At 67.3% G+C, this 24,930-nt stretch carries 23 protein-coding genes; 6 read left to right on the top strand and 17 right to left on the bottom strand.

Annotation, left to right across the window (positions count from 1 at the left end; translation table 11 throughout):
- Positions 1-14: 14 nt before the first annotated feature.
- Positions 15-368, bottom strand: a complete 354-nt coding sequence (locus tag ACW18C_RS15685; protein WP_492071894.1) for a hypothetical protein — start codon at positions 366-368, stop codon at positions 15-17.
- Positions 369-486: 118 nt separating this feature from the next.
- Positions 487-915, bottom strand: a complete 429-nt coding sequence (locus tag ACW18C_RS15680; protein ID WP_183197354.1) for a VOC family protein — start codon at positions 913-915, stop codon at positions 487-489.
- A 234-nt stretch (positions 916-1,149) separates the two neighbouring features.
- Between ACW18C_RS15680 and alaS the strand changes: the two genes are divergently transcribed.
- Positions 1,150-3,798 carry an alanine--tRNA ligase gene (gene alaS, locus ACW18C_RS15675; protein WP_492071893.1) on the top strand — a complete coding sequence of 883 codons (2,649 nt, stop codon included), beginning with the start codon at positions 1,150-1,152 and terminating at the stop codon, positions 3,796-3,798.
- 224 nt (positions 3,799-4,022) lie between these two features.
- Here alaS and ACW18C_RS15670 read toward each other — a convergent pair whose 3' ends face one another.
- From ACW18C_RS15670 to ACW18C_RS15660, 3 genes are all read right to left on the bottom strand, one after another.
- Positions 4,023-4,577 (bottom strand): DUF2939 domain-containing protein, encoded by a 555-nt coding sequence (locus ACW18C_RS15670; RefSeq protein ID WP_492071891.1) that lies wholly within the window; start codon positions 4,575-4,577, stop codon positions 4,023-4,025.
- A 46-nt stretch (positions 4,578-4,623) separates the two neighbouring features.
- Entirely contained in the window at positions 4,624-5,295 is a 672-nt protein-coding gene (locus tag ACW18C_RS15665; protein WP_492071890.1) for a DUF2939 domain-containing protein, read from the bottom strand.
- A gap of 167 nt (positions 5,296-5,462) precedes the next feature.
- Complete coding sequence (locus tag ACW18C_RS15660; RefSeq protein ID WP_183197362.1) at positions 5,463-6,683, bottom strand: NADP-dependent isocitrate dehydrogenase; 1,221 nt, start codon at positions 6,681-6,683, stop codon at positions 5,463-5,465.
- Between the two features lie 190 nt (positions 6,684-6,873).
- Between ACW18C_RS15660 and ACW18C_RS15655 the strand changes: the two genes are divergently transcribed.
- The 4 genes from ACW18C_RS15655 to ACW18C_RS15640 are packed head-to-tail and all read left to right on the top strand — an operon-like array spanning position 6,874 to position 9,272.
- A complete protein-coding gene (locus ACW18C_RS15655) occupies positions 6,874-7,041 on the top strand; it encodes a hypothetical protein (RefSeq protein WP_492071888.1) in 168 nt (55 codons plus the stop codon).
- A 22-nt stretch (positions 7,042-7,063) separates the two neighbouring features.
- Positions 7,064-7,216, top strand: a complete 153-nt coding sequence (locus tag ACW18C_RS15650) for a hypervirulence associated TUDOR domain-containing protein (RefSeq protein ID WP_492074046.1) — start codon at positions 7,064-7,066, stop codon at positions 7,214-7,216.
- Positions 7,213-8,367, top strand: coding sequence for a DUF1176 domain-containing protein (locus tag ACW18C_RS15645; protein ID WP_492071886.1), 1,155 nt, complete (start codon positions 7,213-7,215; stop codon positions 8,365-8,367). Before ACW18C_RS15650 ends, ACW18C_RS15645 begins: the two co-directional genes overlap by 4 nt.
- Complete coding sequence (locus ACW18C_RS15640; RefSeq protein ID WP_291753081.1) at positions 8,364-9,272, top strand: NAD(P)/FAD-dependent oxidoreductase; 909 nt, start codon at positions 8,364-8,366, stop codon at positions 9,270-9,272. The genes ACW18C_RS15645 and ACW18C_RS15640 overlap by 4 nt, the downstream gene beginning before the upstream one ends.
- A 12-nt stretch (positions 9,273-9,284) precedes the next feature.
- Here the strand turns inward: ACW18C_RS15640 and ACW18C_RS15635 are convergent, their stop codons facing one another.
- The 3 genes from ACW18C_RS15635 to glmM form a co-directional block, all read right to left on the bottom strand.
- Positions 9,285-11,114 (bottom strand): DUF885 domain-containing protein, encoded by a 1,830-nt coding sequence (locus tag ACW18C_RS15635; RefSeq protein ID WP_492071885.1) that lies wholly within the window; start codon positions 11,112-11,114, stop codon positions 9,285-9,287.
- Between the two features lie 30 nt (positions 11,115-11,144).
- Complete coding sequence (locus tag ACW18C_RS15630) at positions 11,145-12,980, bottom strand: DUF885 domain-containing protein (RefSeq protein ID WP_492071883.1); 1,836 nt, start codon at positions 12,978-12,980, stop codon at positions 11,145-11,147.
- A 236-nt stretch (positions 12,981-13,216) separates the two neighbouring features.
- On the bottom strand, positions 13,217-14,566 hold the full coding sequence (gene glmM, locus ACW18C_RS15625) for a phosphoglucosamine mutase (RefSeq protein ID WP_492071882.1): 1,350 nt from the start codon (positions 14,564-14,566) through the stop codon (positions 13,217-13,219).
- A 178-nt stretch (positions 14,567-14,744) separates the two neighbouring features.
- Between glmM and glmS the strand changes: the two genes are divergently transcribed.
- Complete coding sequence (glmS, locus tag ACW18C_RS15620) at positions 14,745-16,559, top strand: glutamine--fructose-6-phosphate transaminase (isomerizing) (protein WP_492071880.1); 1,815 nt, start codon at positions 14,745-14,747, stop codon at positions 16,557-16,559.
- Here glmS and ACW18C_RS15615 read toward each other — a convergent pair.
- The 9 genes from ACW18C_RS15615 to ACW18C_RS15575 form a co-directional block, all read right to left on the bottom strand.
- On the bottom strand, positions 16,546-17,178 hold the full coding sequence (locus tag ACW18C_RS15615) for a helix-turn-helix domain-containing protein (RefSeq protein WP_492071879.1): 633 nt from the start codon (positions 17,176-17,178) through the stop codon (positions 16,546-16,548). The two genes, glmS and ACW18C_RS15615, sit on opposite strands and share 14 nt — an antisense overlap.
- 53 nt (positions 17,179-17,231) lie before the next feature.
- Positions 17,232-17,978, bottom strand: coding sequence for a Crp/Fnr family transcriptional regulator (locus ACW18C_RS15610; RefSeq protein ID WP_492071877.1), 747 nt, complete (start codon positions 17,976-17,978; stop codon positions 17,232-17,234).
- Positions 17,975-18,238, bottom strand: coding sequence for a DUF6894 family protein (locus ACW18C_RS15605; protein WP_372705842.1), 264 nt, complete (start codon positions 18,236-18,238; stop codon positions 17,975-17,977). The genes ACW18C_RS15610 and ACW18C_RS15605 overlap by 4 nt, the downstream gene beginning before the upstream one ends.
- Positions 18,239-18,330: 92 nt before the next feature.
- A complete protein-coding gene (gene rfbA / locus ACW18C_RS15600) occupies positions 18,331-19,215 on the bottom strand; it encodes a glucose-1-phosphate thymidylyltransferase RfbA (RefSeq protein ID WP_492071875.1) in 885 nt (294 codons plus the stop codon).
- Entirely contained in the window at positions 19,212-20,114 is a 903-nt protein-coding gene (gene rfbD / locus ACW18C_RS15595) for a dTDP-4-dehydrorhamnose reductase (protein ID WP_492071873.1), read from the bottom strand. Before rfbD ends, rfbA begins: the two co-directional genes overlap by 4 nt.
- Complete coding sequence (gene rfbB / locus ACW18C_RS15590) at positions 20,107-21,162, bottom strand: dTDP-glucose 4,6-dehydratase (protein WP_492071872.1); 1,056 nt, start codon at positions 21,160-21,162, stop codon at positions 20,107-20,109. The genes rfbD and rfbB overlap by 8 nt, the downstream gene beginning before the upstream one ends.
- On the bottom strand, positions 21,162-21,788 hold the full coding sequence (gene rfbC / locus ACW18C_RS15585; protein WP_492071870.1) for a dTDP-4-dehydrorhamnose 3,5-epimerase: 627 nt from the start codon (positions 21,786-21,788) through the stop codon (positions 21,162-21,164). The genes rfbB and rfbC overlap by 1 nt, the downstream gene beginning before the upstream one ends.
- A gap of 413 nt (positions 21,789-22,201) precedes the next feature.
- Positions 22,202-23,701, bottom strand: a complete 1,500-nt coding sequence (locus ACW18C_RS15580; protein ID WP_492071869.1) for a phosphomannomutase/phosphoglucomutase — start codon at positions 23,699-23,701, stop codon at positions 22,202-22,204.
- A 78-nt stretch (positions 23,702-23,779) separates the two neighbouring features.
- Positions 23,780-24,865, bottom strand: coding sequence for a glycosyltransferase family 4 protein (locus ACW18C_RS15575; RefSeq protein ID WP_035305868.1), 1,086 nt, complete (start codon positions 24,863-24,865; stop codon positions 23,780-23,782).
- Positions 24,866-24,930 lie beyond the last annotated feature (65 nt).

Raw genomic sequence — 24,930 nt, 5'->3', positions numbered from 1 at the left:
TGGCACCGCCGACCTCAGGCTTGGTCCCAGTCAAGCCAGACCTGAAACATTATGCGGTTCTTTTCCTTGGCGACATCAAGCAGCAACTGCTCGATGAACGTTACCGAATCCGAAGCCCGCTCCGGCCAGCTCTTCAATTTCTGAGTGGCGTATTCTCCGTAGAGACTTAGGTCAAAACGGGCGACGTCCGCCTCACCATCAAGCTCGTAAGCTTCAATGTTGCTGATCACTCTCGTGCCCGTCAGGCAACGGTCTGACAGGGCCTTAAGGTCGTCCGGTGTCAGGTAAGGACTAGGATAGTAGCCGGAGAGTCCCGCCACATAGACCGCCTCGACATCGGCCCCTCCGTCTCTCGGTTCCTTGTGCATATCTGCAGGCTAGGCGATGCCGCGAATGTCGCCAACGGGTCTGTTTGCGAAACGGGCGTCAGCCCTGAAATCGGACCTTGGCGTTGACGCAGGTGGACCCGTCGGCCTCCCGGAATCCTCAGAAACCGATCGTCACCGACGGCGCGCTACGCCGCGCCTCACCATGGTGCACAGCTTCGATGTTGTTGCCGTCGGGATCGAGCACGAAAGCGGCGTAGTAGCCCGGATGATAGGCCCGCTCGCCCGGCGCGCCGTTGTCGCGTGCGCCATGGGCCAGCGCCGCCCGATAGAAGGCATCGACCGTCGCGCGGTCCTTGGCCTGAAAGGCCAGGTGGTGCCGACCCGTCAGAACGCCCCGGCTCTCCGCGCTTTCCGGCGAGGACACGACGAGTTCATCGGCCCAGAAATAGCCGTCGGCCGTATCGATGACGGGGATCTCCAGCACGTTCAGAACAGCCGTGTAGAATTTCCGACTAAGCGCGAGATCACGGACGACCAGCTGGATGTGGTCTATGAGCCGACCCCGATGCAGTTGTGTCGTTCCCATGGTCGTCTGTCCTGTTTCCCTGGCGTCGCGAAAAACTCGAAATCCGAGTTTCGAACCGACATGTGTGACGCCGCAGAATGGGGCTCCGCGCAAGGATCGCCTTGATCTTTCGCAAAGCGATCATTCCCCCGACTCGACCGCGACGGGCGCGGGGCGGGACCAGATGATGCGTTCCCCGACAAAACCCTATATGACGCCGGTTCCTTGCGACGACCGAGCCGAAGACACGCCCAAATGCCCAGCCTGAACGAGATCCGCGCCACCTATCTGAACTTCTTCGCGGCCGACGGCCACGAGAAGGTGCACTCGGCGCCGCTGGTGCCGCAGAACGATCCGTCCCTGCTGTTCGTCAATGCGGGCATGGTGCCGTTCAAGGACTATTTCACCGGCGCGTCCAAGCCGCCCTATCCGCGCGCCACCAGTTCGCAGAAATGCGTCCGCGCCGGGGGCAAGCACAATGACCTGGACAATGTCGGCTACACCGCCCGCCACCTGACCTTCTTCGAGATGCTGGGGAACTTCTCCTTCGGCGACTATTTCAAGGAACACGCCATCGACCGGGCGTGGAAACTGGTCACGCAGGAGTTCGGCCTGGACGCCAAACGCCTGCTGGTCACCGTCTATATCGACGACGACGAGGCCGCCGCGATCTGGAAGAAGGTCACCGGCTTCGGCGACGACAAGATCATCCGCATCGCCGGCAGCGACAACTTCTGGGCCATGGGCGACAGCGGCCCCTGCGGCCCCTGCACCGAAATCTTCTGGGACCACGGCGACAAGATCCCGGGCGGCCCTCCCGGCTCGCCGGACGAAGACGGTGATCGCTACGTCGAGATCTGGAACAACGTCTTCATGCAGTTCGAGAAGGAGAACGACCAGATCGTTCGCAACCTTCCCAAGCCCAGCGTGGACACCGGCATGGGGCTGGAGCGGATGACCACCGTGCTCCAGGGCGTGCATTCGGTGTTCGAGACCGACCTGTTCAAGACCCTGATCGCCGCCTCGGAAGACGCCACCTCGACCAAGTCGGACGGCGAGCGCGCCGCCAGCCACCGGGTCATCGCCGACCACCTGCGCTCCTCCTCCTTCCTGATCGCCGACGGCGTCACCCCGTCGAACGAGGGCCGGGGCTATGTGCTGCGCCGGATCATGCGCCGCGCCATGCGCCACGCCCACCTGCTAGGCGCCGCTGATCCGCTGATGCACCGCCTGGTGCCGACCCTGGTGGCCCAGATGGGCGACGCCTATCCGGAACTGGCCCGCGCCCAGCCCTTCATCGAGGACACGCTGAAACAGGAAGAGGTCCGCTTCCGCACCACCCTGGGCCGGGGCATGGCCCTGTTCGACACGGCGGTTCAGGGCTTCCGTCCCGGCGACATGCTGGACGGCCAGACCGCCTTCACCTTGTCCGACACCTATGGCTTCCCGCTGGACCTGACCCAGGACGAGGCCCGTCGTCGCGGTTTCTCGGTCAATGTCGACGGTTTCGAATCCGCCATGGCCGAACAGCGCCAGCGTTCGCGCGAACACTGGAAGGGCTCGGGCCAGACCGCCAACACCAATGAATGGCTGGCGATCCGCGACCGCATGGGTCCGACCGTCTTCAACGGCTATGACACTATCGAGGGGTCGGGCGAGGTGCTGGCCATCATGAACGGCGGCGCTCCGGTCGAGACGGCCGAGGCCGGCGACATCGTCGAGATCCTGTTCGACAACACCCCCTTCTATGCCGAGAGCGGCGGCCAGACCGGCGATCAGGGCACGCTTGAGTGGCCGGGTGGAGAGGCCGAGGTTCTGGACGTCAAGAAGCACGCCGGCGACCTGCACGTCCTGTCGGCCCAGATCACGGCCGGGACGCTTGAGATCGGCGCCCGCGTCGCCCAGTTGGTGGACGCCGACAAGCGCACCACCACCCGCGCCAACCACTCGGCCGCCCACCTGCTGCACACGGCCCTGAAGAATGTGCTCGGCCCGGCGGTCGCCCAGAAGGGCCAGCTGGTCGACTCTGAGCGCGCCCGCTTCGACTTCAGCCACGGCGCCCCCGTGACCGAGGACGAGCTGGCGATCATCGAGGCCGAGGTCAACGCCGTCATCCGCCAGAACGTCCCGGCGGAAACCAAGCTGATGGCCCCGCAGGAGGCCATCGAGGCCGGCGCCATCGCCCTGTTCGGCGAGAAATACGGCGACGAGGTCCGGGTTCTGACCCTGGGCCGGTCGCTGGTCAGCGATAACGCCCCCTATTCGGTCGAACTGTGCGGCGGCACCCATGTGGCCCGCACCGGCGACATCGGCCTGTTCAAGGTGGTCCAGGAAACCGGCGTCGCCGCCGGCGTGCGCCGCATCGAGGCCCTGACCGGCGAGGCCGCCCGCCTCCATCTGGAATCCCAGGCCAAGGTGACGCGCGGTCTGGCCCGCGACTTCAAGATCCAGACCCAGGACGTGCCCGGCCGGGTCGAGGCCCTGCAGGGCTCCGTCAAGACGCTGGAGAAACAGGTCGCCGAACTGAAGAAGCAGCTGGCCCTGGGCGGCGGCTCCGGCGCGGCCTCTGCGCCGGAAGAGATCGGCGGGATCAAGCTGATGGCCCGCGTTCTGGACGGCGTGGACGGCAAGGGGCTGCGCGGCGTGGCCGAGGACTTCCGCAAACAGGTCGGAACCGGCGTCGTCGCCCTGATCGGCGTGACCGAGGGCAAGGCCGCCGTCACCGTCGCCGTGACCTCGGACCTGACCGACCGCGTCAACGCCGCCGACCTGGCCCGCGCCGCCGTCATCGCCATGGGCGGCCAGGGCGCCGGCGGCAAGCCCGACTTCGCCCAGGGCGGCGCCCCGGATGGGTCCAAGGCTGAAGACGGTCTGGCGGCGGTGCGGGCGGCCCTGGCGGGCTGACCTCGACTTTCGTCATCCTCCGACGAGCGTAGCGAGATCGGGGGACCCAGCGGCGTGCGATAGCGCGAACCTGTCGCGGATTGGGTGTCTCGATATCGTGCGGCGGAGACATCGCCTTCGGCGCCGCTGGGTCCCCCGGTCTGCGCCGCGAAGACGCGGCTTGCCGGAGGATGACGAAAGGAAAAAGGTGGCGGCGTCAGACAGTCTTCAAAGTTCAGCCTGCCTCAACCCATCGGATCCGGCGTCAGGTCCACGCCGGCCAGTTTCCAATCGAAGATCCCGCGGCGCTCCAGGATCAGCACCAGGGCGTCGTCGGGCCGATCATCGCGCGTCAGGGTGACGGCGAAACGGTCGAACCCGCGATAGGCCCAGGACTGGTGGATTTCGGACTTGGGCGCGGCCGGGGTGTCCGTTGCGGGCACGGGCCGCTCCGGCCGGGGCTTTTCGCCGGACCGGACCATGGCGGCGACGGCCTGGGGGGTGACGAAATTATCGACGGCCCCGTCCACCAGCGACGGCGCCAGCAGCATGCCCAGGGCGGCCAGACCCGTGTCGTCCCCCGCCCGGTGGCGGATCTCCAGGGCGGCCCGGGCGTTCAACTCGCTCTTCAGACTGGCGCGGAAGGCGGGAAAATCGACGCGGCGTTCCAGTCCCGCCGCATCCCCGGTGCGCGCCGCCCGGATCAGGCCCTGGGCGGCCACGAAGGGCGAGACGAAACAGGCGATCAGCAGGCCTGCGGCCACGGCGGCCAAAAGCCCGAGGACGATCTTCTTCAGCATAGGAACTCCATCCTCAGTCAACGCGGACTCCGGCCGGCCGGTTGCCTCAGCGCGGGGCGGCGGCCGTCTTGCCGGGAACGGGAACGGGAACGGGAACGGGAACGGGAACGGGAACGGGAACGGGAACGGGAACGGGAACGGGAACGGGAGTGACGGGCGCGGCCACGGCCGGCGCCGCGCCGTCCGGCAGGCCGATCTGGACCAGGATCCACTCAAACGGACCCCGGCGCTCGAAGGTGAAGATGGTGCGCGATCCGCCCTGGTCCGCCACCGCCATCCGCGCCCGGTTCACGCCCCAGAAGATCGGCTTGGGCCAGGGTTGGGGCGCATCGTCCGCAACGGCGGTCGCGGTCATGCTGGACCGTTGGCTGGCGTACCGGCCCTCGCCGCGCGTCAGGGCCGCCAGGGCGGCCGGGGTCAGATAGGCGTCCACGTCCGGCCCGTTCAGCACCGGGTTCCGCTCCATCTGGCGCCGCACGGCCCCGATGGGGTCTTCCAGGAAGGAGGGCGCGGGCGCCAGGGCCTGGGCCTTTCCGGTCAGCTGCGGCCGCAGCGACTGGCGCACGGCCGCAAAATCAATCAGTCGCGCCAGGCCCTGCACGTCGCCCGCCTCGGCGGCGGACCGGATGGCGAAGAAGCCGACCGCCGGCGCGACGAAAAAGGCCACGGCCGCGACCACGACCGCCAGGATCAACAGATTGCCGAACAGCCGTTTCACGAAGCCTCCCCCACGCTGAAACCGATCATGCACGGCCTCCGCGACGACGCAATGAAAAGCCCCGCCGGATCGTTCCGGCGGGGCTCTCTTTTGGTGGTCCTACCGCGCTTCGCGCTGCTTGAGGACTTTGTCTGTCCTATCGCGCTTTGCGCGGCTTGAAGACGGGCTCAGCCGACGTCGGGCAGGGCGGTCTTCAGGTTCTCGGCGACCTTGTCGAGGAAGCCCTCGGTGGTCAGCCAGCCCTGTTGGTCGCCGACCAGCAGCGCCAGGTCCTTGGTCATGTCGCCCGCCTCGACCGTCTGCACCACAACCTTTTCCAGGGTGTCGGCGAAGACGTCCAGGGCCGCATTCCCGTCCAGCTTGGCGCGGTGCTTGAAGCCGCGGGTCCAGGCGAAGATCGAGGCGATGGAGTTGGTCGAGGTGGCCTCGCCCTTCTGGTGCTGGCGATAGTGGCGGGTCACGGTGCCGTGGGCGGCCTCGGTCTCCAGCACCTTGCCGTCCGGCGTCATCAGCACTGAGGTCATCAGGCCCAGCGAGCCGAAGCCCTGGGCGACCACGTCCGACTGGACGTCGCCGTCATAGTTCTTGCACGCCCAGACGAAGCCGCCCGACCACTTGATCGCGGCCGCGACCATGTCGTCGATCAGACGGTGTTCGTAGGTCAGGCCCTTGGCCTTGAAGTCCTCGGCGAATTCGGCGTCGAACACTTCCTGGAACAGATCCTTGAAGCGGCCGTCATAGGCTTTCAGGATGGTGTTCTTGGTCGACAGATAGACCGGGTAGCCGCGTTGCAGGCCGTAGGACAGCGAGGCGCGGGCGAACTCGCGGATCGACTCGTCCTGATTGTACATGGCCATGGCCACGCCGGCGCCGGGGGCCTTGTAGACCTCGTGCTCGATCACTTCGCCGTCGTCACCGACGAACTTGATCGTCAGGGTGCCGGGTCCGGGCATCAGGAAGTCGGTGGCCTTGTACTGGTCGCCGAAGGCGTGGCGGCCGACGACGATGGGCTGGGTCCAGCCGGGCACCAGGCGCGGCACGTTCGAGCAGATGATCGGCTCGCGGAAGACCACGCCGCCCAGGATGTTGCGGATGGTGCCGTTCGGCGACTTCCACATCTTCTTCAGGCCGAACTCCTTCACCCGCGCCTCGTCCGGGGTGATGGTGGCGCACTTCACGCCGACGCCGTGCTTCTGGATGGCGTGGGCGGCGTCGATCGTCACCTGGTCGTCGGTGGCGTCGCGGTGCTCCATGCTCAGGTCGTAATAGTCCAGATCGAGATCCAGGAACGGGAAGACCAGCTTGTCCTTGATCATCTGCCAGATGATGCGGGTCATTTCGTCGCCGTCGATGTCGACGATGGGGTTTTCGACCTTGATCTTGGCCATGCGTGAGGTCCGCCTCTGAACTTTGGGGAATGATATCGTGGCGGGGATATAGCGGGGCTGGGCGTCCGCGCAAACCCCGCCGTCCGTTAACCCTGCTTGGAAAAAACCTGACGGCCAGGTTGAACCCGCGTCACGGGTTTCGGCTTGTTAGACCCCAAGGGCCTGACCGGTCACAGCGGCGGACGACGGAATGACGGATGAAGAGCGCGAACTCGTCGAGCGGTGGATCATCACCTTCTGCGAGACGCCGCCGGTGATCGATGTGGAACTGATGCGAAGGCTGATCGCTGAACAGCAAGCGACGCCGCAAGGAGTTCACCCATGCCAGCCAAGACCTTCAGGACCGGCGACCGCGTAAGGTGGGATAACAGCCAGGGCGCATCCGTCGGCCAGGGGGCAGGACGATCACCGCCGAAACCCACATCAAGGGGCACAAGGCGGCGGCGTCGTCCGATAATCCGGAGTATGTCGTCGAGAGCGCAAAGACCGACGCCCGCGCGGCGCACAAACCTTCGGAGCTGAACAAGGCATGAGGACCATCGATCTGTTGCGGGGCGTCGCCCTTTCGGCGCTGGCGGCGTCTGCGCTCGCCGTCGCGGCCTGCGGCGACAAGGACGCCGCTCAGAAGGCGGGTTCGCCCCAGGCCCCGGCCTCTTCGACGCCGCCTGCCGCCGCCCCGGCGCCCGTGCTGCAGACCCGCAGCGAGACCCGCCAGTTCAAGGACTGGCGCGCCACATGCGGCAATGACGGGACCTGCTGGGCCTTCGGCTTCGCGCCCGAATTCGCCGCGGGCTGGGTCCGAATCGCCCTCCAGCCCGGCCCTGACGCCAGGCCCGAGGTCAGCTTCGGCTATTGGCCCGACGGGGACGCGCCCGCCTCGCGCCAGATCGGCCTGGCGATCGACGGCCGCACCTTTGCGGCGACCCTCAACGACGATGGCGACAGCCAGGCCCCGGTCGGCCTGATCCGCACCGACGCCCGTCCTGTCATCGACGCCATGGCCCAGGGCAAGTCCATGGTCGTTCGCGGCGCCTCCACCCAGGCGGTGTCGCTGAACGGGGCGGCCGCCGCCCTGCTCTGGATCGATGAGAAACAGGGCCGCCTCAACACGCCCACCGCCCTGATCCGTCGTGGCGACCGTCCGGCCTCCACCGTCCCGGTCGCTCCGCCCCTGCCGACGGTCACGCCCGCGCCGGCAGTGGATCAGGCGGGCTTCGGCGACGTGAACCAGCGCGTGCCCGCCGCTCTTCGCGCCCGCACCGAGGTCGGAACCTGCCTGAAGGAATCGGCCATGCCGGCGGTCAGCGACATGGTGATGTCCGCCCGGCTGGACGCCCGCACCGTGCTTTGGGCCGTGCCCTGCGGTTCCGGCGCCTATAACGTGACCCACAACTGGTATCTGACGGGGCCGGATGGTCGCGACCCGCGTCCGGCGATCCTTGCCGGAACGGCCGGACCCGGCGCCGACCCGGTCATGCCCGACAACTCCACCGTCAACGGGGCGTATGATCCCAAGACCCGCACCCTGTCGGCCTTCGCCAAGGGGCGCGGCATCGGCGACTGCGGCTCGGCTCAGACCTGGGCCTGGACTGGCGACCGCTTCGTCCTGACGCAGGAGAGTACGATGGGGGAATGCGCGGGCGTGCCGTCCGACTTGTGGCCCGTCGCCTGGCGCACGCAGTGAACGACCCGGAGGTCCTGATCATCGGCGCGGGTCCGGCCGGTCTGACGGCGGCGACCTATCTCGGGCGGTTTCGTCGGCGGACCGTGGTGATGGACGCCGGTGCGCCGCGCGCCTGCTGGATCCCGCTCAGCCACAATATGCCGGGCTTTCCGGCCGGCATCACGGGCGCCGATATTCTGAAGCGGATGCGCGAACAGGCTGAGGAATACGGCGCTGTCATCAGGCCGGGTCGGGTCGAGAGCCTGGTCCATGACGGCGAAGGCTTCATAGCCCAGGTCGAGGGGAGATCCATCCGCGCCCGCGCCATCCTGCTGGCCACGGGCGTCGTCGATCATCACCCCGACTTGCCGGGCGTGGAGCGCGCGGTGCAGAAGGCGCTGGTCCGCATCTGCCCCATCTGCGACGGCTATGAGGCGACCGGCAAGGCGGTCGCCGTCATCGGCGACAGCGACAAGGGCGCGCGCGAGGCCGCCTTCATGCGCACCTATTCAGACCGGGTGACCCTGATCCACATCGGCCCGGCCGACGCCCTGACCCGTCGCGACGAACTGGACCGGCTGGGGGTCGAACTGGTTCTGGCCCCGCTTGAGGCCATCGATATCGAACAGGACCGGGTGACCGCTCTGAGCTATGGCGGCCAGAGCCGGACCTTCGATCTTGTCTATTCGGCCCTGGGCACCTCGCCCAACGCCGAACTGGCGCAGGGCCTCAAGGCACGGCTGGCCTCCGACGGCCGGCTGGAGGTCGATCTGCACCAGGCGACCAGCGTGCCGGGTCTCTACGCCGCCGGCGACGTGGTGCGCGGCCTCAACCAGATCGCCGTCGCCACGGCCGAGGCCGCCGTCGCCGCCACCGACATCCACAACCGCCTGCGCCGGATCGACGGCCTGACGGTCGCTGACTAGGCCCCGACTAGACTAAGCCTGGGTCGCCACCCAGCCGTCCACGATCCGCTCCAGCACCGACAGGGGCACGCCGCCTGCGGCCAGGGTCGTGTCGTGGAAGCCCTTGATATCGAACCGATCGCCCAGGCTCGATTTCGCCTTTTCACGCAGACGCACCCATTCGGCATGTCCGACCTTGTAGCTGCAGGCCTGGCCGGGCCAGACGCAGTATCGATCAATCTCCGTGGCTATGGCGCTTTCCTCGTCGCCGCCCGTATCCACCATGTAGCGGATCGCCTGTTCCCGGCTCCAACGCTTGTGATGCAATCCGGTGTCGGCCACCAGGCGCGAGGCGCGGAACAACAGGCTCTGCAGATAGCCCAGCTCGCCGAACCGATCGTCGGCGTAGACGCCCATCTCGTCGGCCAGTTGCTCCGAATACAGCGCCCAGCCTTCGCCATGGGCGCTGAAGAAAAGAGCCTTCGAGATCAAAGGCAGGCGGGTGTTCTCAATCGCCAGCGTGCCCTGGAGATGATGCCCCGGGAGCGCCTCATGATAGGCCAGGGTCGGCAGGCTGAAGCGCGGACACTCGGCCGTGTCGCGCAGATTTATGTAGAAGGCGCCCGGTCGCGACCCGTCCAGGCTGGGCGCCACGGCATAGCCGCCAGGCGCCCCGGCCTCGATGGCGGCGGGGACGCGGCGAACCTCCACCCTCGCCTTCGGCAGCCGTCCGAAATACTGCGGAAGTTGGGCCTCCATGTCGGCGATCTGGGCGTTCAGATCCGCCAGAATCTGGGCCTTGCCCGCATCGGTGTTCGGATAGATCTGCGACGGCTGGCGGCCTAGGGCGGCCATGCGTCGGCCGACCGTCCCCTGCGTCATGCCTTCGGCCTTCAGCAGCGCGTCCATGCGGGACAGGATGTCGCGCGACTGGTCCAGGCCCATCTGGTGGATGGTCTCGGGGGCGAGGTCGGTGGTGGTCATCAGCCGCAGATTGGCGGCGTAATAGGCCTCGCCCTGAGGTCTGGCCCAGAGGCCCGCGTCGGTCGTGGCGCGCGGCCTCCAGGTCTCGAGCAGGGCGATCTGGCGCTCCAGCGCGGGATAGATCTCGCGTTCGACGATGACGGCCGCCCGCCCTGACCAGTCCCCTGCGATTCCCTTCTCCGCGGTGCGTCGGGCGATGCTGCGGGTCAGGCCGGCCTCGGCCGCGGTCGGGGCGCGCAAGGCCCGCATCTGGTCCAGGGCCTTGGCGACGATGAAAATGGGCGGGATCACGCCGCGACGGGCGTCCGCACCGCTGGCCTCGGTCTCCTGATCCAGCACCTGTGCGAACGCAGATAGGCGAGACAGATAGGCTTCTGCGTCGGCGGTGGTCTCGATCGAATGCTGGGTGTCGAGGAAATCCGGCGTCGCCTGGTAGGCGCCGGTCAACTGGGAGACCGTATAGGGTTGAAGCGGATACACGCTGGGATCGACGAAGCCGAAATCGCCGTAGCCGAAGCCCTTGGCCGCATCCAGAGCCTCGGCCTGGAAACGAACCACTTCGAAACTGGCGGCGCTCTGGCCGGTCAGGCTCGAGGCGTCGATGGCGCGGATCTCGGCCAGCCAGGCCTCGTTCAGGGCGATCGCCCTGGCCCGGTCCTGAAGGCCCCGGCCCGCCAGGGCGGACTTCAGGCCGGCGCGGGGCCCTGTATCGAGGCCGAGATTGGTCGCCAGCTGCGGATTGATATCGACGGCCTGCTCGCCGATCCGGGCGACCAGGGCGTCCGCCGCCCCGGTCTGGGCGCGCGCGAAGGCCGGTGCGGCAAACGTGGCGACGCCCGCAAAGGCTCCAGTCTGCAGTAGTCGGCGACGGTCGATCATCTCAGCCTCCTCAGCCGTTGGGATTGGGACTTAGGCCTGCGTCGCGATCCAGCCGTCCACGATCCGCTCCAGCACCGACAACGGCACGCCGCCGGTGGCCAGGGCCGTGTCGTGGAAACCCTTCAGGTCGAACCGGCCGCCCAGGCTGGTCCTGGCCTTTTCCCGCAGACGGACCCATTCGTTGTGGCCGACCTTGTAGGCGCAGGCCTGGCCCGGCCAGCCGCAATAGCGTTCGACCTCGGACACGGCCGCGCCTTCCTGGTCGCCATAGGCCTCCATCATGTACTGGATGCCCTGTTCGCGGCTCCAGCCCTTGGAATGGATGCCGGTGTCCACCACCAGACGGGCGGCGCGGAACATCAGCGACTGGACATAGCCGATCTGGCCGACGGGATCGTTCTCATAGGCGCCCAGTTCGTCGGCCAGCTGTTCGGCGTACAGGCCCCAGCCCTCGACATAGCTGGAGAAGCCCAGCAGATTCATCAGCTTGGGCGCGGCCGCGCTCTCCTGTTGCAGGCTGATCTGCAAATGGTGGCCCGGCGTCGCCTCATGATAGGTCAGGGTCGGCAGGGTCCAGGACGGCCATTCCGCCGTGTCCTTCAGATTGATCCAGTAGATCCCCGGCCGGGTCCCATCCAGGCTGGGCGAGTTGTAATAGCCCATCGGGGCGCCGGCCTCGATCTCGGGCGGGACGCGCTTGATCTGGACCGAGGCCTTGGGCAACCGGCCGAAGGCGCCGGGCAGACGGGCCTGCATGTCGGCCATCTGCTCGTTCAGCTTTTCGATCAGCTCGGCCTTGCCGGCGTCGGTGTTGGGATAGACATATTTCGGATCCTGACCCAGGGCGCGGATCCGCTCCGCCACCGTCCCCTGGGTCAGGCCCTGGGCCTGCAACAGGGTGTCTGCGCGGGCGGTCAGCTCGGCCATCTGGGCGCGGCCGGTGCGGTGGATCTCGTCCGCCGTCAGCCGGGTGGTGGTGATGTAGCGCAGGCTGTTGGCGTAATACTGCTGTCCCTGCGGCAGGCGACGGACCGAGGCCTCGTGGCCGGCGCGCGGCAGGGCCGCCTTCAACAGGGCGTTCTGGGCCGATAGGGCGGGATAGACCTTCTGGGTCAGCAGGGCCTCGACCTGGGCGCCCCAGTCGCCGGTCAGTCCCTTGGCCCTCGCCCGATCCGCCACCGAGGCGACCAGGGGCGAGGCGGCGGCGTTCGTGGCCAGTATGCCGTCCTGCTGGGCGATGGCCTTCGCCAGGATGAAGTCCGGCGGAATGACGCCCAGGGCGTACTCCTCACGCAAACGGTCCGTCTCGGCGCTCAGAACGTCGGCGAAGGCGTTGACGCGCGCCACATAGGCGTCGGCGTCCTCGGCCGTCTGGATCGTATGCTGGTTGGCCAGGAAGTCCGGCGTCGACTGATAGGCCCCACCCTGCTGGCTGACCCGGTAGGGATTGGGCCAGCCGCCCTGGCCGTAGGGGATGGCGAAGGTGGCGATCACCCCGTCCAGATTATCGGCGATGGTGTCGTAGTAGATGCCGTCCTGGGCATCCATGGACGGGCGGTCCATGGCGCTCAGCGCGGCGCGCTGGGCCTTGGTGAAGGCGCGGAACTTCTCCTCGTTCTCCAGGGTCGGCGCGGTCAGCTGGGACTTGGCGGCGGCGCGCGGGCCCTTGTCCAGGCCGAAGGCGGTGACGGCCTCGGGGCTCAGGTCCAGGGTCTGTTCGAAGGCCTGGTCCATGAAGCCGGCCAGGGCGGCCTTGGCTGCGGCGGCGTCGCCGGCCGGGGCGGTTCCGGCAAAGACCTGTCCCCCTGCGGCGGCCAGGCCCGCCCCGGCTGCGGCGGACAGAAGAAGGCGGCGACGGTCGATCATGGAAGGCCCCTGCGAAGATGTCGGCCGCAATGGAGCGCCGAGAGCCGCAGGCCGCAAGTGAAATTGCGGATAGGTAGGCCGCTTCCTTCTCCCATAGGGAGAAGGTGGCCCGAAGGGCCGGATGAGGGTTCCGCCGATGGGCCAGTTCGCACCACCGTAGCCCTCACCCTTTCGCGCCAGAACGACGGCTTCGCCGCCGTGCGCTCAAGCCCTCTCCCGCCGGGAGAGGGAGGCTGTCATCCCGCCGCCTTCACCGCCGCCGAAACCTCGGACACCACCCGTTTGACCAGGGCGGCGTCGTCGCCTTCCGCCATGACGCGGATCAGCTTTTCCGTGCCCGAGGGGCGGACCAGCAGCCGCCCCTGGCCGTTCAGGGTCGCCTCGGCCTCGGCGATGGCGGTCTTGACCGTGTCGCTCTCCAGCGGCTTGCCGGCGGTGTAACGGACATTCTCCAGCCGCTGCGGCACCGGGTCGAACTGACGGGCCAGTTCGCTCATCGGCTTGCCGGAGTCCACCAGAACGGCCAGCACCTGCAGCGCCGCCATCAGGCCGTCGCCGGTGGTGGCGTGGTCGTGCAGGATGATATGGCCCGACTGTTCGCCGCCGATGTTGAAGCCGCCCTCGCGCATCCGCTCCATCACATAGCGGTCGCCGACCTTGGTCCGCTCCAGCGTCAGGCCCTCGGCCTTCAGCCGGCGCTCCAGCCCCAGGTTGGACATGACGGTGGCCACCACGCCGCCGCCGGTCAGCAGGCCGCGTTTCGCCCAGTCCAGCCCGACGAGGGCCATGATCTGGTCCCCGTCCACCACCTGACCCTTTTCGTCGCAGATGATCAGCCGGTCGGCGTCCCCGTCCAGGGCGATGCCGATGTCGGCCCGGTAGCGTTTGACCGCCTCGACCAGGGTCTGGGGATGAGTCGAGCCGCATTCGGCGTTGATATTGGTTCCGTTCGGGGTGACGCCGACGGGGAAGACCTCGGCGCCCAGTTCGAACAGGGTGGTGGGCGCGACCTTGTAGCCGGCGCCGTTGGCGCAATCGACGGCGATCCTCAGGCCTTGCAGCGTCAGGCGTTTCGGGAAGGCCTGTTTGGCGATCTCGATATAACGGGCCTGGGCGTCGTCGATCCGCTTGACCCGGCCCAGCCTGTTCGACGGCGCCAGCCCCTGGTCCAGGCCGTCGTCCATCAGGGCCTCGATCTTCAGCTCGATCTCGTCCGACAGCTTGTAGCCGTCCGGGCCGAACAGCTTGATCCCGTTGTCGGCGTAGTCGTTGTGCGAGGCCGAGATCATCACCCCCAGGTCGGCGCGCATCGACCGGGTCAGCATGGCCACCCCCGGCGTCGGCACGGGACCGAAGGTGCGCACGTCCATCCCCACCGAGGCGAAACCGGCGACCAGGGCCGGCTCGATCGTATAGCCGGACAGGCGGGTGTCCTTGCCGATCACCACCAGATGACGGCGGTCATCCCCGGTGCGGAACAGTTTGCCCGCCGCCAGGCCGACGCGCAGCGCGACCTCGGCCGTCATCGGATAGGTGTTGGCGCGCCCGCGAATGCCGTCGGTGCCGAAATATTTCCTGTCGCCCACGGGCTGGTCCTTCGTCTGGCGGCTTCCGAACAGGAAACCTTCCGAAACCCCTTTTTAGGTGCGGTCCGTCCTAAGATTGCATAGACGGCCGGTGGGGGCTGGTGCGTGGCTTAGCCCCGGATCGCCGTCTGTGCAAAGCGGCGCCCTTCTGTTTCCCTCTTCCTCGGAGTCCCTGCGCATGTGCGGCATCATCGGCGTCACCGGCAATGGACCTGTCGTTCCCCGGCTGATCGACAGTCTGAAACGGCTGGAATACCGCGGTTATGACTCGGCCGGGGTCGCCGCCATGGTGGACGGCGCGGTCGAACGCCGCCGCGCCCAGGGCAAGATCCGCAATCTGGAAGCCGTCCTGGCCGAACAGCCTCTGACCGCCTCGGTCGGCATCGGCCACACCCGCTGGGCCACTCACGGCGCCCCGACCACGGCCAACGCCCACCCGCACAAGGCCGGGCGCGTCACCCTGGTCCACAACGGCATCATCGAGAATTTCGCCGAGCTGAAGGCCGAGCTGGCCGCCGAGGGCCATGTCTTTGAAAGCCAGACCGACACCGAGGTCATCGCCCATCTGCTGGACGCCGAGCTGAACACGGGCCGGGCGCCGCTGGAGGCCTTCAAGGTCACGCTGGACCGGCTGACCGGCGCCTATGCCCTGGCCGTGCTGATCGACGGCCAGGACGATCTGATCCTGGGCGCCCGTCGTGGCAGCCCCCTGGTCGTCGGCTGGGGCGAGGACGAGATGTATCTGGGCTCGGACGCCCTGGCCGTCGGCCCCTTCACCCAGAAGATCAGTTATCTGGAAGAGGGCGACTATGTCGCCGTGACCCGCAGCGGCGCCCAGATGTTCGATGTGACCGGCTCTCCGGTCGAACGGGCGGTGGTCCAGGTCTCGGCCTCTTCGGCCATGGTCGAGAAGGGCGAGTATCGCCACTTCATGGAAAAGGAGATCCATGAACAGCCCGACAGCGTCCAGCACACCCTGTCGGAATATCTGGACCTGGTGACGGGTACGGCCAAGCCTCAGGCCGTGGACTTCGCCGCCCTCGACCGGATCCAGATCGTCGCCTGCGGCACCGCCTTCTACGCCGGCCAGATCGGTCGTTACGCCTTCGAGAAACTGGCGGGCCTGCCCTGCGACGTCGAGATCGCGTCCGAGTTCCGCTACCGCTCGCCGGCGGTGTCGCCAAGGACCCTGGCGGTCGCCGTCAGCCAGTCGGGCGAGACGGCCGACACCCTGGCCAGCCTGACCTGGTGCAAGGCCCAGGGGCTCAAGACGGCGGCGGTGGTCAATGTCCATTCCTCGTCCATGGCGCGCGAGGCCGAGGTGCTGTGGCCGACCCACGCCGGGCCCGAGATCGGCGTCGCCTCGACCAAGGCCTTCACCGCCCAGGTCGCGGCCCTGCTGGCCCTGGCCGTGGCGGCCGGGGTGGCGCGCGGCCGGATCGACGCCGCGACCGAGGGCGAACTGGTCAAGGCCCTGTTCGAAAGCCCGCGCCTGATCGCCGACGCCCTGCGCATGGGCGACAGCATCCGCGCCGTGGTCCAGGACCTGGCCAAGGCCGACGACGTCCTGTTCCTGGGTCGGGGCGCCATGTTCCCGCTGGCCATGGAAGGCGCACTGAAGCTCAAGGAGATCAGCTACATCCACGCCGAGGGCTATGCCGCCGGCGAGTTGAAGCACGGCCCCATCGCCCTGATCGACGAAGAAACCCCGACCATCGCCCTGGCTCCGCTGGACGATGTGTTCGAAAAGACCGCCTCGAACCTGCAGGAGGTCGCCGCCCGCGGCGGCCCGGTCATCATGATCACGCCGGAAAAGGCTCCGGATCTGCACGGCGCCGGCATCCGCCGCATCCACGCCCCGGACTGCCACCCCCTGATCGCGCCCCTGGTCTACGCCGTGCCGGTCCAGCTGTTGGCCTATTACACCGCCGTCCAGAAAGGCACCGACGTCGATCAGCCCCGCAACCTGGCCAAGTCCGTCACGGTGGAGTGAGGCGCGCCGCGCGGCCCAGGGCCTGAAGATCGAGCAACTCGACGGCGCCGCGACGGACGCGTGCGGCGCCTGCGGCCCGCAGTTCGCTGCAAGCCCCCGACACGCCCGCGCGCCTCACGGCCAGAAGTTCGGCCAGGTCGCTCTGGCGAAGAGCGATCGCCGTCTCGCCGCTGCGATCGTGGATGTCCCAGAGCAGGCCCGCCAGCCGTTCGGCGACGCGCAGGCGAGCGCGGCGTACGATTTCCTCGTGCGCGCTCCTCACCTTGGAGCGCAGGTCCTCGACCGCCAGCGCGGCGACGGCGACGGGGCCCAGCGCGTCGATCAGTCGATGTTGCGGGATCTCGATCTTCCGCCCCGCGCTTAGCCACAGTCCGGCCTCGGGGGCGGGGCACGCCGGTTCAAAACCGATCATCTCGCCTGGTCCGGCCAGTCCCAGCGCGACGCCGTCCCCACCCCGGCGGCGCGCCACCACGCCTTCGACAATCAAGGTGACGATGCGAACCTCGCCGCGGTCCGACGCCACCGTATCCCGCGCGGCCGCCGGCACGGCCTGGCCCGCGTCCATGGCTCCAAAGCCGAACTGGGAGAGAACCGATGGAGCGTGGGAAGATGCGAGCATGTCCCATGCTCGACGCCGAACCCCGCTGCCACGCTATAACATGCGTTAAGTCGTCACACCGGTTCGCGCTGGAGGCGAAGATAGGTCGGGTCGAACTCGGCGATTTCCGCCAGGCGATGCCAGTCCAGAATCTCGATACGCCCCCCGGCCCATTGGACCACGGCTTCCCCCCGCAGTTCCGTGATCAGCCGGCTGACGTGCACGGTCGACAGACCGAGCGAGTCGCCCAGCATGGCCTGGGTCAGCGGCAGGTCGAAGGTCAGGCCGTCGGCCTGGCCCGCCGCCTGGAGCCTGAGGTAAAGCTCGCACACCAGATGGGCCAGATGGCCCAGCCCGCTGCGCCGCCCCATGGCGACCAGCCACTGGCGATGGATCGCCGCGTCGATGATCGTGTCCAGCCACAGAAGCCGGCTGAGATGGGGATGGTGCTCCGTCAGCTGGATCAGGCTGACGTGGGACGCATTGGCCACGACACAGTCGGTCAGTGCGAGAACGCCATGGTCCATCTGCTTCATCAACAGGCTGTGCAAGTCGATGAAGTCGCCCGCCACATTGATCTCGGTGATCTGGCGCCCGCCGTCCCTCAACGTCGAGTAACGGGCCGAGAAGCCGGCGATCAGCAGGGTGCTTTGTTGAGGGTGACTGTGCTCGTGCACGATGTCGATCCCAGCGCGCACGGTTCGCGGCGCGCCCAGGACGTGCTGGAGCGCCGCAACCTCGGTCGCAGACACCGAGTCACGCAGCGACAGCTTTTCGACCAGGGTCGTGATTTTCGCGGTCGTCGGGGGCGTAGCGGTCATCCGCCGGCCTCGGCGAGGGTCCAGCCGCTCGGCGCCGCGTCGGACGCCTGGGCCGTCACGCTGACGACGGTCCGGCCGTCGGCGTCGGTGACGATGACGCTGAACGAGCGGGTCGCCCAGAACCCCGCCCCTCGATAGCGCAGGATTTCACCCAGCACGGTGACGGCCTCCTCGCGAGCGGCGTCAAGATCGGCCAGGTCCTCGCCCTGGTCGTCGCGAATCCGACCGCCGTTCTCAGTGTGAAAATAATAGCGCGGCAATCGCTCCTCCAGCATCAGATCAGGGGAGAAGCGGTCAGCCGGTCGATTGGTTCAGTCCACTAACCGTATGTTTTCTTGGAAGTCGAAGAAGCCTAACAGTCTGCGCTCCGCCCGCCCTTCAAAAGGCCATGGAGGTAACGACCGTAGATATTGCCTCCGAATTTGCTCGCGAGTTCTTCCAGCCGCCCTGCATCTATGAAGCCCTGCTGGTAAGCGATTTCCTCGGGGCAGGCGATCTTGAAGCCTTGGCGCTTCTCGAGCACGCGGACCAGTTCGGCGGCCTCCAGCAGGCTGTCGGGGGTCCCTGTGTCGAGCCATGCATATCCACGACCCATGATCTCGACCGACAGCATCCCGCGTTCGAAATAGGCGCGATTGACATCGGTGATCTCCAGCTCGCCCCGCGCCGACGGCCTGAGCCCCCGGGCGATCTGGACGACATCGGAGTCATAGAAATACAGGCCGGTGACGGCCCAGTTGGATTTGGGCTTCAGGGGCTTCTCCTCGATCGACAGCGCGCGCATGCGGTCATCGAACTCGACCACGCCATACCGTTCCGGATCGTTGACGTGATAGGCGAATATCGTCGCCCCCTCCGGCCGCGCCATGGCGCGGGCGAACAGGTCCGTGATGCCGTGGCCGTAATAGATGTTGTCGCCCAGGATCAGGGCCGACGGACTGTCGCCGACGAAGTCCGCGCCGATGATGTAGGCCTGGGCCAGGCCGTCGGGACTGGGCTGGACCGCGTACTGGATCTCCATGCCCCACTGGGAACCGTCGCCGAGCAGGGCCTTGAAGCTGGGCGTGTCGCGCGGAGTGGAGATGATCAGCACTTCGCGGATGCTGGCTAGCATCAGGGTCGATAGCGGATAATAGATCATCGGCTTATCGTAGACCGGCATCAGCTGCTTGGAGGTGACCAGGGTCATCGGATGCAGGCGGGCGCCTGATCCTCCGGCCAGGATGATGCCCTTCATGGGAGGGTCCTTTCGGCGTGGAGTTCGTGGACAATCTCGGCGACGGCGGCCTGCCAGGGGCGGGGCGCGATGCCGTAGTCACGGGTCAGTTTGGCGGTGGACAGGCGCGAGTTCGACGGGCGCTTGGCCGGGGTCGGGTAGTCGGACGAAGGAATGGCCTCGACCGTGGCGGACGGACCGCCGGTCGCGGCGCTGAGGGCGAAGATCTCGCTGGCCAGTCCGGCCCAGGTGGTCTCGCCGGCGTTGACGAAATGGTAGACGCCGGTCGGAGCGTCCGCATCGGCGATCATCTCCAGCGCGATGGTCTTCAGGGCGGCGGCGATGTCGCGCGCCGAGGTCGGGCAGCCGTGCTGGTCACCCACCACCCGCAGCGCCGGCCGGTCGGCGGCGAGGCGCAGCATGGTCTTGAGGAAGTTGGCGCGGTGGGCGCTCAGCACCCAGGCGGTGCGCAGCACGACCGAGCGCGGATTGCCGGCGCGCACCGCAAGTTCGCCCGCCAGTTTCGAGGCGCCATAGGCGCCCAGCGGTCCGACAGGATCGGTTTCGACATAGGGAACCGGCTTGGACCCGTCGAACACATAGTCGGTCGAGACCTGGATCAGCGGGATGCCGGCCTCGCGCGTCACGTCGGCCAGGACGGCCGGGCCCATGGCGTTGGCGGCGAAGGCGGCGGCGACCTCCGTCTCGGCCTTGTCCACCGCCGTGTGGGCGCCGGAGTTGATCACGGCGGCGAAGCGAGCCGCGGCGAAGGCGGCCCGCACCGAGGCGGCGTCGCTCAGGTCCAGCTCGTCCCGCATCGGCGCGTGCAGCACGACGCCCTCGGGCCAGGCGGCGGCCTGGAGCTCCAGCCCCACCTGACCGGCCCCGCCCGTGATCAGGATGTGGACCGGATCAGCCATGGGCGACCCCGAGACGCTGGGTCGCGTAGCGAGCGTCCAGGATGTCCTGCCACCAGGCTTGGTTCTCCAGATACCAGACCACAGTCCGCTCGATCCCTTCCTCGAAGGTCACCGAGGGCGTCCAGTCCAGGTCCGAGCGGATCTTCGACGCGTCGATGGCGTAGCGATGATCGTGGCCCGGCCGGTCGGTCACATAGGTGATCTGATCGGCGTATCGGCCCTCGGCCTTGGGTCGCAGCCGGTCCAGGATCGAACAGATGGCGGTGACCACCTCGATATTCTTACGCTCGGCATTGCCGCCGACATTATAGGTCTCGCCGGGCGTGCCGGTCTCGAACACGGCCTGGAGGGCGCGGGCGTGGTCGTCGACGAACAGCCAGTCGCGCACGTTCGACCCGTCGCCATAGACCGGCAGGGGTTCGCCGTTCAGGGCCCGGATGATGATCAGCGGGATCAGCTTCTCGGGGAAATGATAGGGGCCGTAATTATTGGAGCAGTTGGTCACCAGCACCGGCAGGCCGTAGGTGTGGCCCCAGGCCCGCACCAGATGGTCGGCCCCCGCCTTGGACGCCGAATAGGGCGAGCGGGGTTCATAGGGGGTGGTCTCGGTGAAGAAACCGTCCTCGCCCAGCGAGCCGAACACCTCGTCGGTCGAGATGTGGTGGAAGCGGAAGGCCGATTTGGCGGCCTCGTCCAGCGCGCGCCAGTAACCGAGGGTCTGGTTCAGCATGACGAAGGTGCCGACCATATTGGTCTGGATGAAGGCGTCCGGCCCGTCGATTGATCGATCCACATGACTCTCGGCCGCCAGATGGGCGACCACGTGGGGTTTGAACTCATTCAGCGCCTTGGATACGGCCTCGGCGTCGCAGATGTCGGCCTGGACGAAGGAATAGCGGTTGCTGGACGCCACCGTCTCCAGCGCGCTGAGCCCGCCGGCATAGGTCAGCTTGTCATAGACCAGGACCTCATGGTCCGTGTGCTCGATCAGCCGCCGCACCAGGGCCGAGCCGATGAAACCGGCGCCGCCGGTGACCAGGATACGCATCAACGCACTGTCCCTGGAGCAGTCAGGGGCGCGAGCGGCCAGCCGTCGTATTCGAAGGGACTCTCGAATTCGGCAAGGGCCGGCAGGCCCTGGTCCTTGTCGGACAGGACTGCGCCCGAGGCCGGCAGCGGCCAATTGATGCCGATATTCGGATCGTTCCAGGCTACCCCGCCCTCACAGTCCGGCGAATAGATGTCGGTCACCTTGTAAGCGACCTCCACATCCGGCTCGAGGGTGACGAGGCCGTGGGCGAAGCCGATCGGCACGAACAACTGCTCACCCCCCTTCGCCGTCAGTAGGGCGGCGACGTGCCGACCATAGGTCGGCGACCCGCGCCGGATATCAACGGCATAATCCATGATCGATCCCCGGACGCATCGAACCAGCTTAGCCTGAGCATGCGGCGGGCGCTGATAATGCAGCCCCCGGATGGTGCCCTCGAACGCTGAGAATGACTGGTTGTCCTGCACGAAGCGCGAGCCGATGCCGATCGCCAGCGCCGCGGCCTCGGAATAGGTCTCCATGAACCAGCCGCGCGCATCGCCGAAACGGGCGGGACGGATCAGGACAGGCAGATGCTCGCCCGAAGTGGAACCGCTCCCGCCTTGTGCATTCATGCCGTGCATAGTCTCCCCGTGCTCCCCTGGGCTCCCGACGAGACGTAGGGACGCGCACGGCGCCTTGGAATGCGAACCTACGACAAGCAGGCGGATATGTCCCCCAGGGACGCGCACAGAAAAGCCCTGCGCCCGACAAGGCCGCCCTCCAGCGGGGAGGGCGGCGCTGCCATCACGGCGCGATTCGCTCACCCTCGTCGCCGAGTTCAGCCAGGATGAGCGAGGCCTTCGTCCATTCGGTCTGCGGCCAAGCCTGGCGCGGCGGTGGCCGCCTGACGCCGAAGCCCGACGCCCTTCTGGCCAAAGGCGTGGAACTGGCGCGCGACTTCGACGGCAGACGCATCGTTGCGGGCGCGGCCGTACCGGGCCAGCGACCAGGCCCATTCGAACTGGTGCCCGGCTCGACCGCCAGATGGCCGAAGTCAGATTTCTTGGTTAAAGGCGCCGATTTCGGGATAGGCGGCGAGGCGGGGCTTGATCTCCTTGCGGAACAGGTCGCGCATGTCGTCCTCGGATCGCATGCTCTCGACCACCACGACCAGTTCGGGCTTGTTCGAAGAGGCGCGGACCAGGACCCAGGAACCATCCTCCAGGTGCACCCGGACGCCGTTGACGGTGATGGCCTCCAGGATCTTGCGACCCAGGATTTCGCCGCCGGAGGCCGCAAGGTCGGAATATTCCTTCACGATCCGCTCCAGCACGCCATACTTCAGCTCGTCGTCGCAATGGGGCGACATGGTCAGGCTGGTCCAGGCGTCGGGCAGGGCGGCCTTCAGTTCGGATAGTTTCTTGCCGGGATTGCGGTCCAGCATGGCCAGGACCGCCCCAGCCGCCACCAGGCCGTCGTCGTAGCCATGACCCAGGTCGCCGGCCATGAAGAAGTGGCCTGACTTCTCGAACCCAGCCAGGGCGCCCAGTTCGGCGGTCTTGCGCTTGATGTAGGAGTGGCCCGTCTTCCAGTAGACCACCTCGGCGCCATTGGCCTTGAGGATCTCGTCGGTCTTGTAGAGGCCGGTCGACTTCACATCGACCACGAAGGTGCTGTCCGGATAGACCTTGGACAGGTCGCGGGCCAGCATCAGGCCGATCTTGTCGGCGAAGATCTCCTCGCCGGTATCGTCCACCACGCCGCAACGGTCGCCGTCGCCGTCGAAGCCCAGGGCCAGGTCGGCGCCCGTCTCGCGCACCCGCTGGGCCATCTGCACCAGCATGGCGTGATCTTCGGGGTTCGGATTGTATTTGGGGAAGGTGTAGTCGAGGTCGGTGTCCATCTCGATCACCTCGACCCCCATGCGCCGCAGGGCGTCGGGGGCGAAGGCGCCGGCCGTGCCGTTGCCGCAGGCGCAGACCACCTTCAGCGGGCGCTTGATCTGCACCTTGGAAGCGACGTCGGCCACATAGGTCTCGCGGAAGTCCTCGACCCGCACCAGCTTGCCGCCCGGCCGGGCCACGCCCTCGCCGTTCAGCACGATCTGTTTCAGCCGGCCCATCTCCTCGGGGCCGAAGGTCAGGGGCTTGTTCGCCCCCATCTTGACCCCGGTCCAGCCGTTCTCGTTGTGGCTGGCGGTGACCATGGCCACGCAGGGCGCGTCCAGTTCGAACTGGCCGAAATAGGCCATGGGCGAGAGGGCCAGGCCGACGTCCAGCACCTCCATCCCGCCTTCCAGCAGGCCCAGGATCAGGGCCTGTTTGACGCTGAGGCTGTAGCCGCGGAAATCATGGCCGGTGACGATCCTGGGCGCGACGCCGATCTCGTGCACATAGGTGGCCAGGCCCAGGCCGAGGGCCTGGATGCCGAGGAGATTGATCTCCTTTTCCAGAATCCAGCGGGCGTCGTATTCCCGAAACCCGGTCGGCTTGACCAAGGCCTCAGTCTCATAGGCGGCCGTGTTCGGCTTCAGGTCTTGGCGGGGCTTGAGCATGGGGCCTCGGTGTAGGGAAACGTCTGGTTCAGGGGCGTTGCGCTGGTCGGCGGTTTGGAGCCGACCCGAACGACATCGTCAGGCCGCCGCGCGCTTGCGGATGCGGGCGATGCGGCGCAGGCGGCGCCAGAAACGGCCGCGTTCCGGTTCGGGGTAGGGCTGCAGGTTCTCGACGAACTGATCCGCCGAGGCGCGCCAGCTGAACTTCTCCGCATAGGCGCGGACGACCTTGCGGTCGAGTTCGAGGCATTTCAGGCAGGCGGTCTTCAGGTCCTCGTCGATCGCGCCGGCGTTTGAGCCGGGGATGATGTCGATGGGGCCATGGGCCGGATAGGCGGCGACGGGGGTTCCGGCGGCCATGGCCTCCAGGATCACCAGGCCGAAGGTGTCGGTCCAGCTGGGGAAGACGAAGACGTCGGCGTCACGGAAACAGCGAGCCAGTTCGTCGCCGAACCGTGCGCCCAGGAATTTGGCCTCGGGATATTTTTCCTGAAGCTCCGCGCGGGCCGGGCCGTCCCCGACGATGATCTTGGTGCCCGGCAGGTCCAGCTCGAGGAAGGCCTCGATGTTCTTTTCCACCGCAACCCGGCCGACGTTCAGGAAGAAGGGCCGGGGCCAGTCTTTCCCCCCCATCTGGTCGTAGATGCGCTCCAGATCGGGGTGGAACATCTCGGTGTCCACGCCACGCGACCAGGGGGAGACGTTCTTGAACCCATGCTCGACCAGTTCGTCGCGCAGGGTCGGGGTCGCCACCATCAGCCGGCCCGACGGCTTGTGGAACCATTTCATATAGGCGTAGCCGACCTGGACCGGGATCGGGAACCGGGCGGAGACATATTCGGGGAATTTGGTGTGGTAGCTGGTCGTGAACGGCAGCTTCCATTCCACGCAGATGCGGCGCGTGGCGATGCCGATCGGACCCTCGGTGGCGATATGCACGGCCTCGGGTTCGAACGCCCGCAGCATCTCGCGGATTTCTTCCTCCGCGCCCAGGGCCAGCCGGATTTCCGGATAGGTCGGGCAGGGGATGGTCTTGAACAGGCTGGGTTCGATGACCTCGACCTCGTGACCCATGCCGCGGCATTCCGCGACGGTGCGGGTCAGGGTGCGGACGACGCCGTTGACCTGAGGTTCCCAGGCGTCGGTGGCCAGAACGATGCGCATGGAGGCGGGCGGACCCTGAGCCGTTGAGTAAGGGCGGAACTTCTAGACGGTTCGGATGACGAAGG

This window comes from Brevundimonas sp. FV1ye7S, assembly GCF_058680995.1.
Note: the sequence above shows the minus strand (reverse complement) of the source record. Positions and strands in the feature narration are given on the sequence as shown.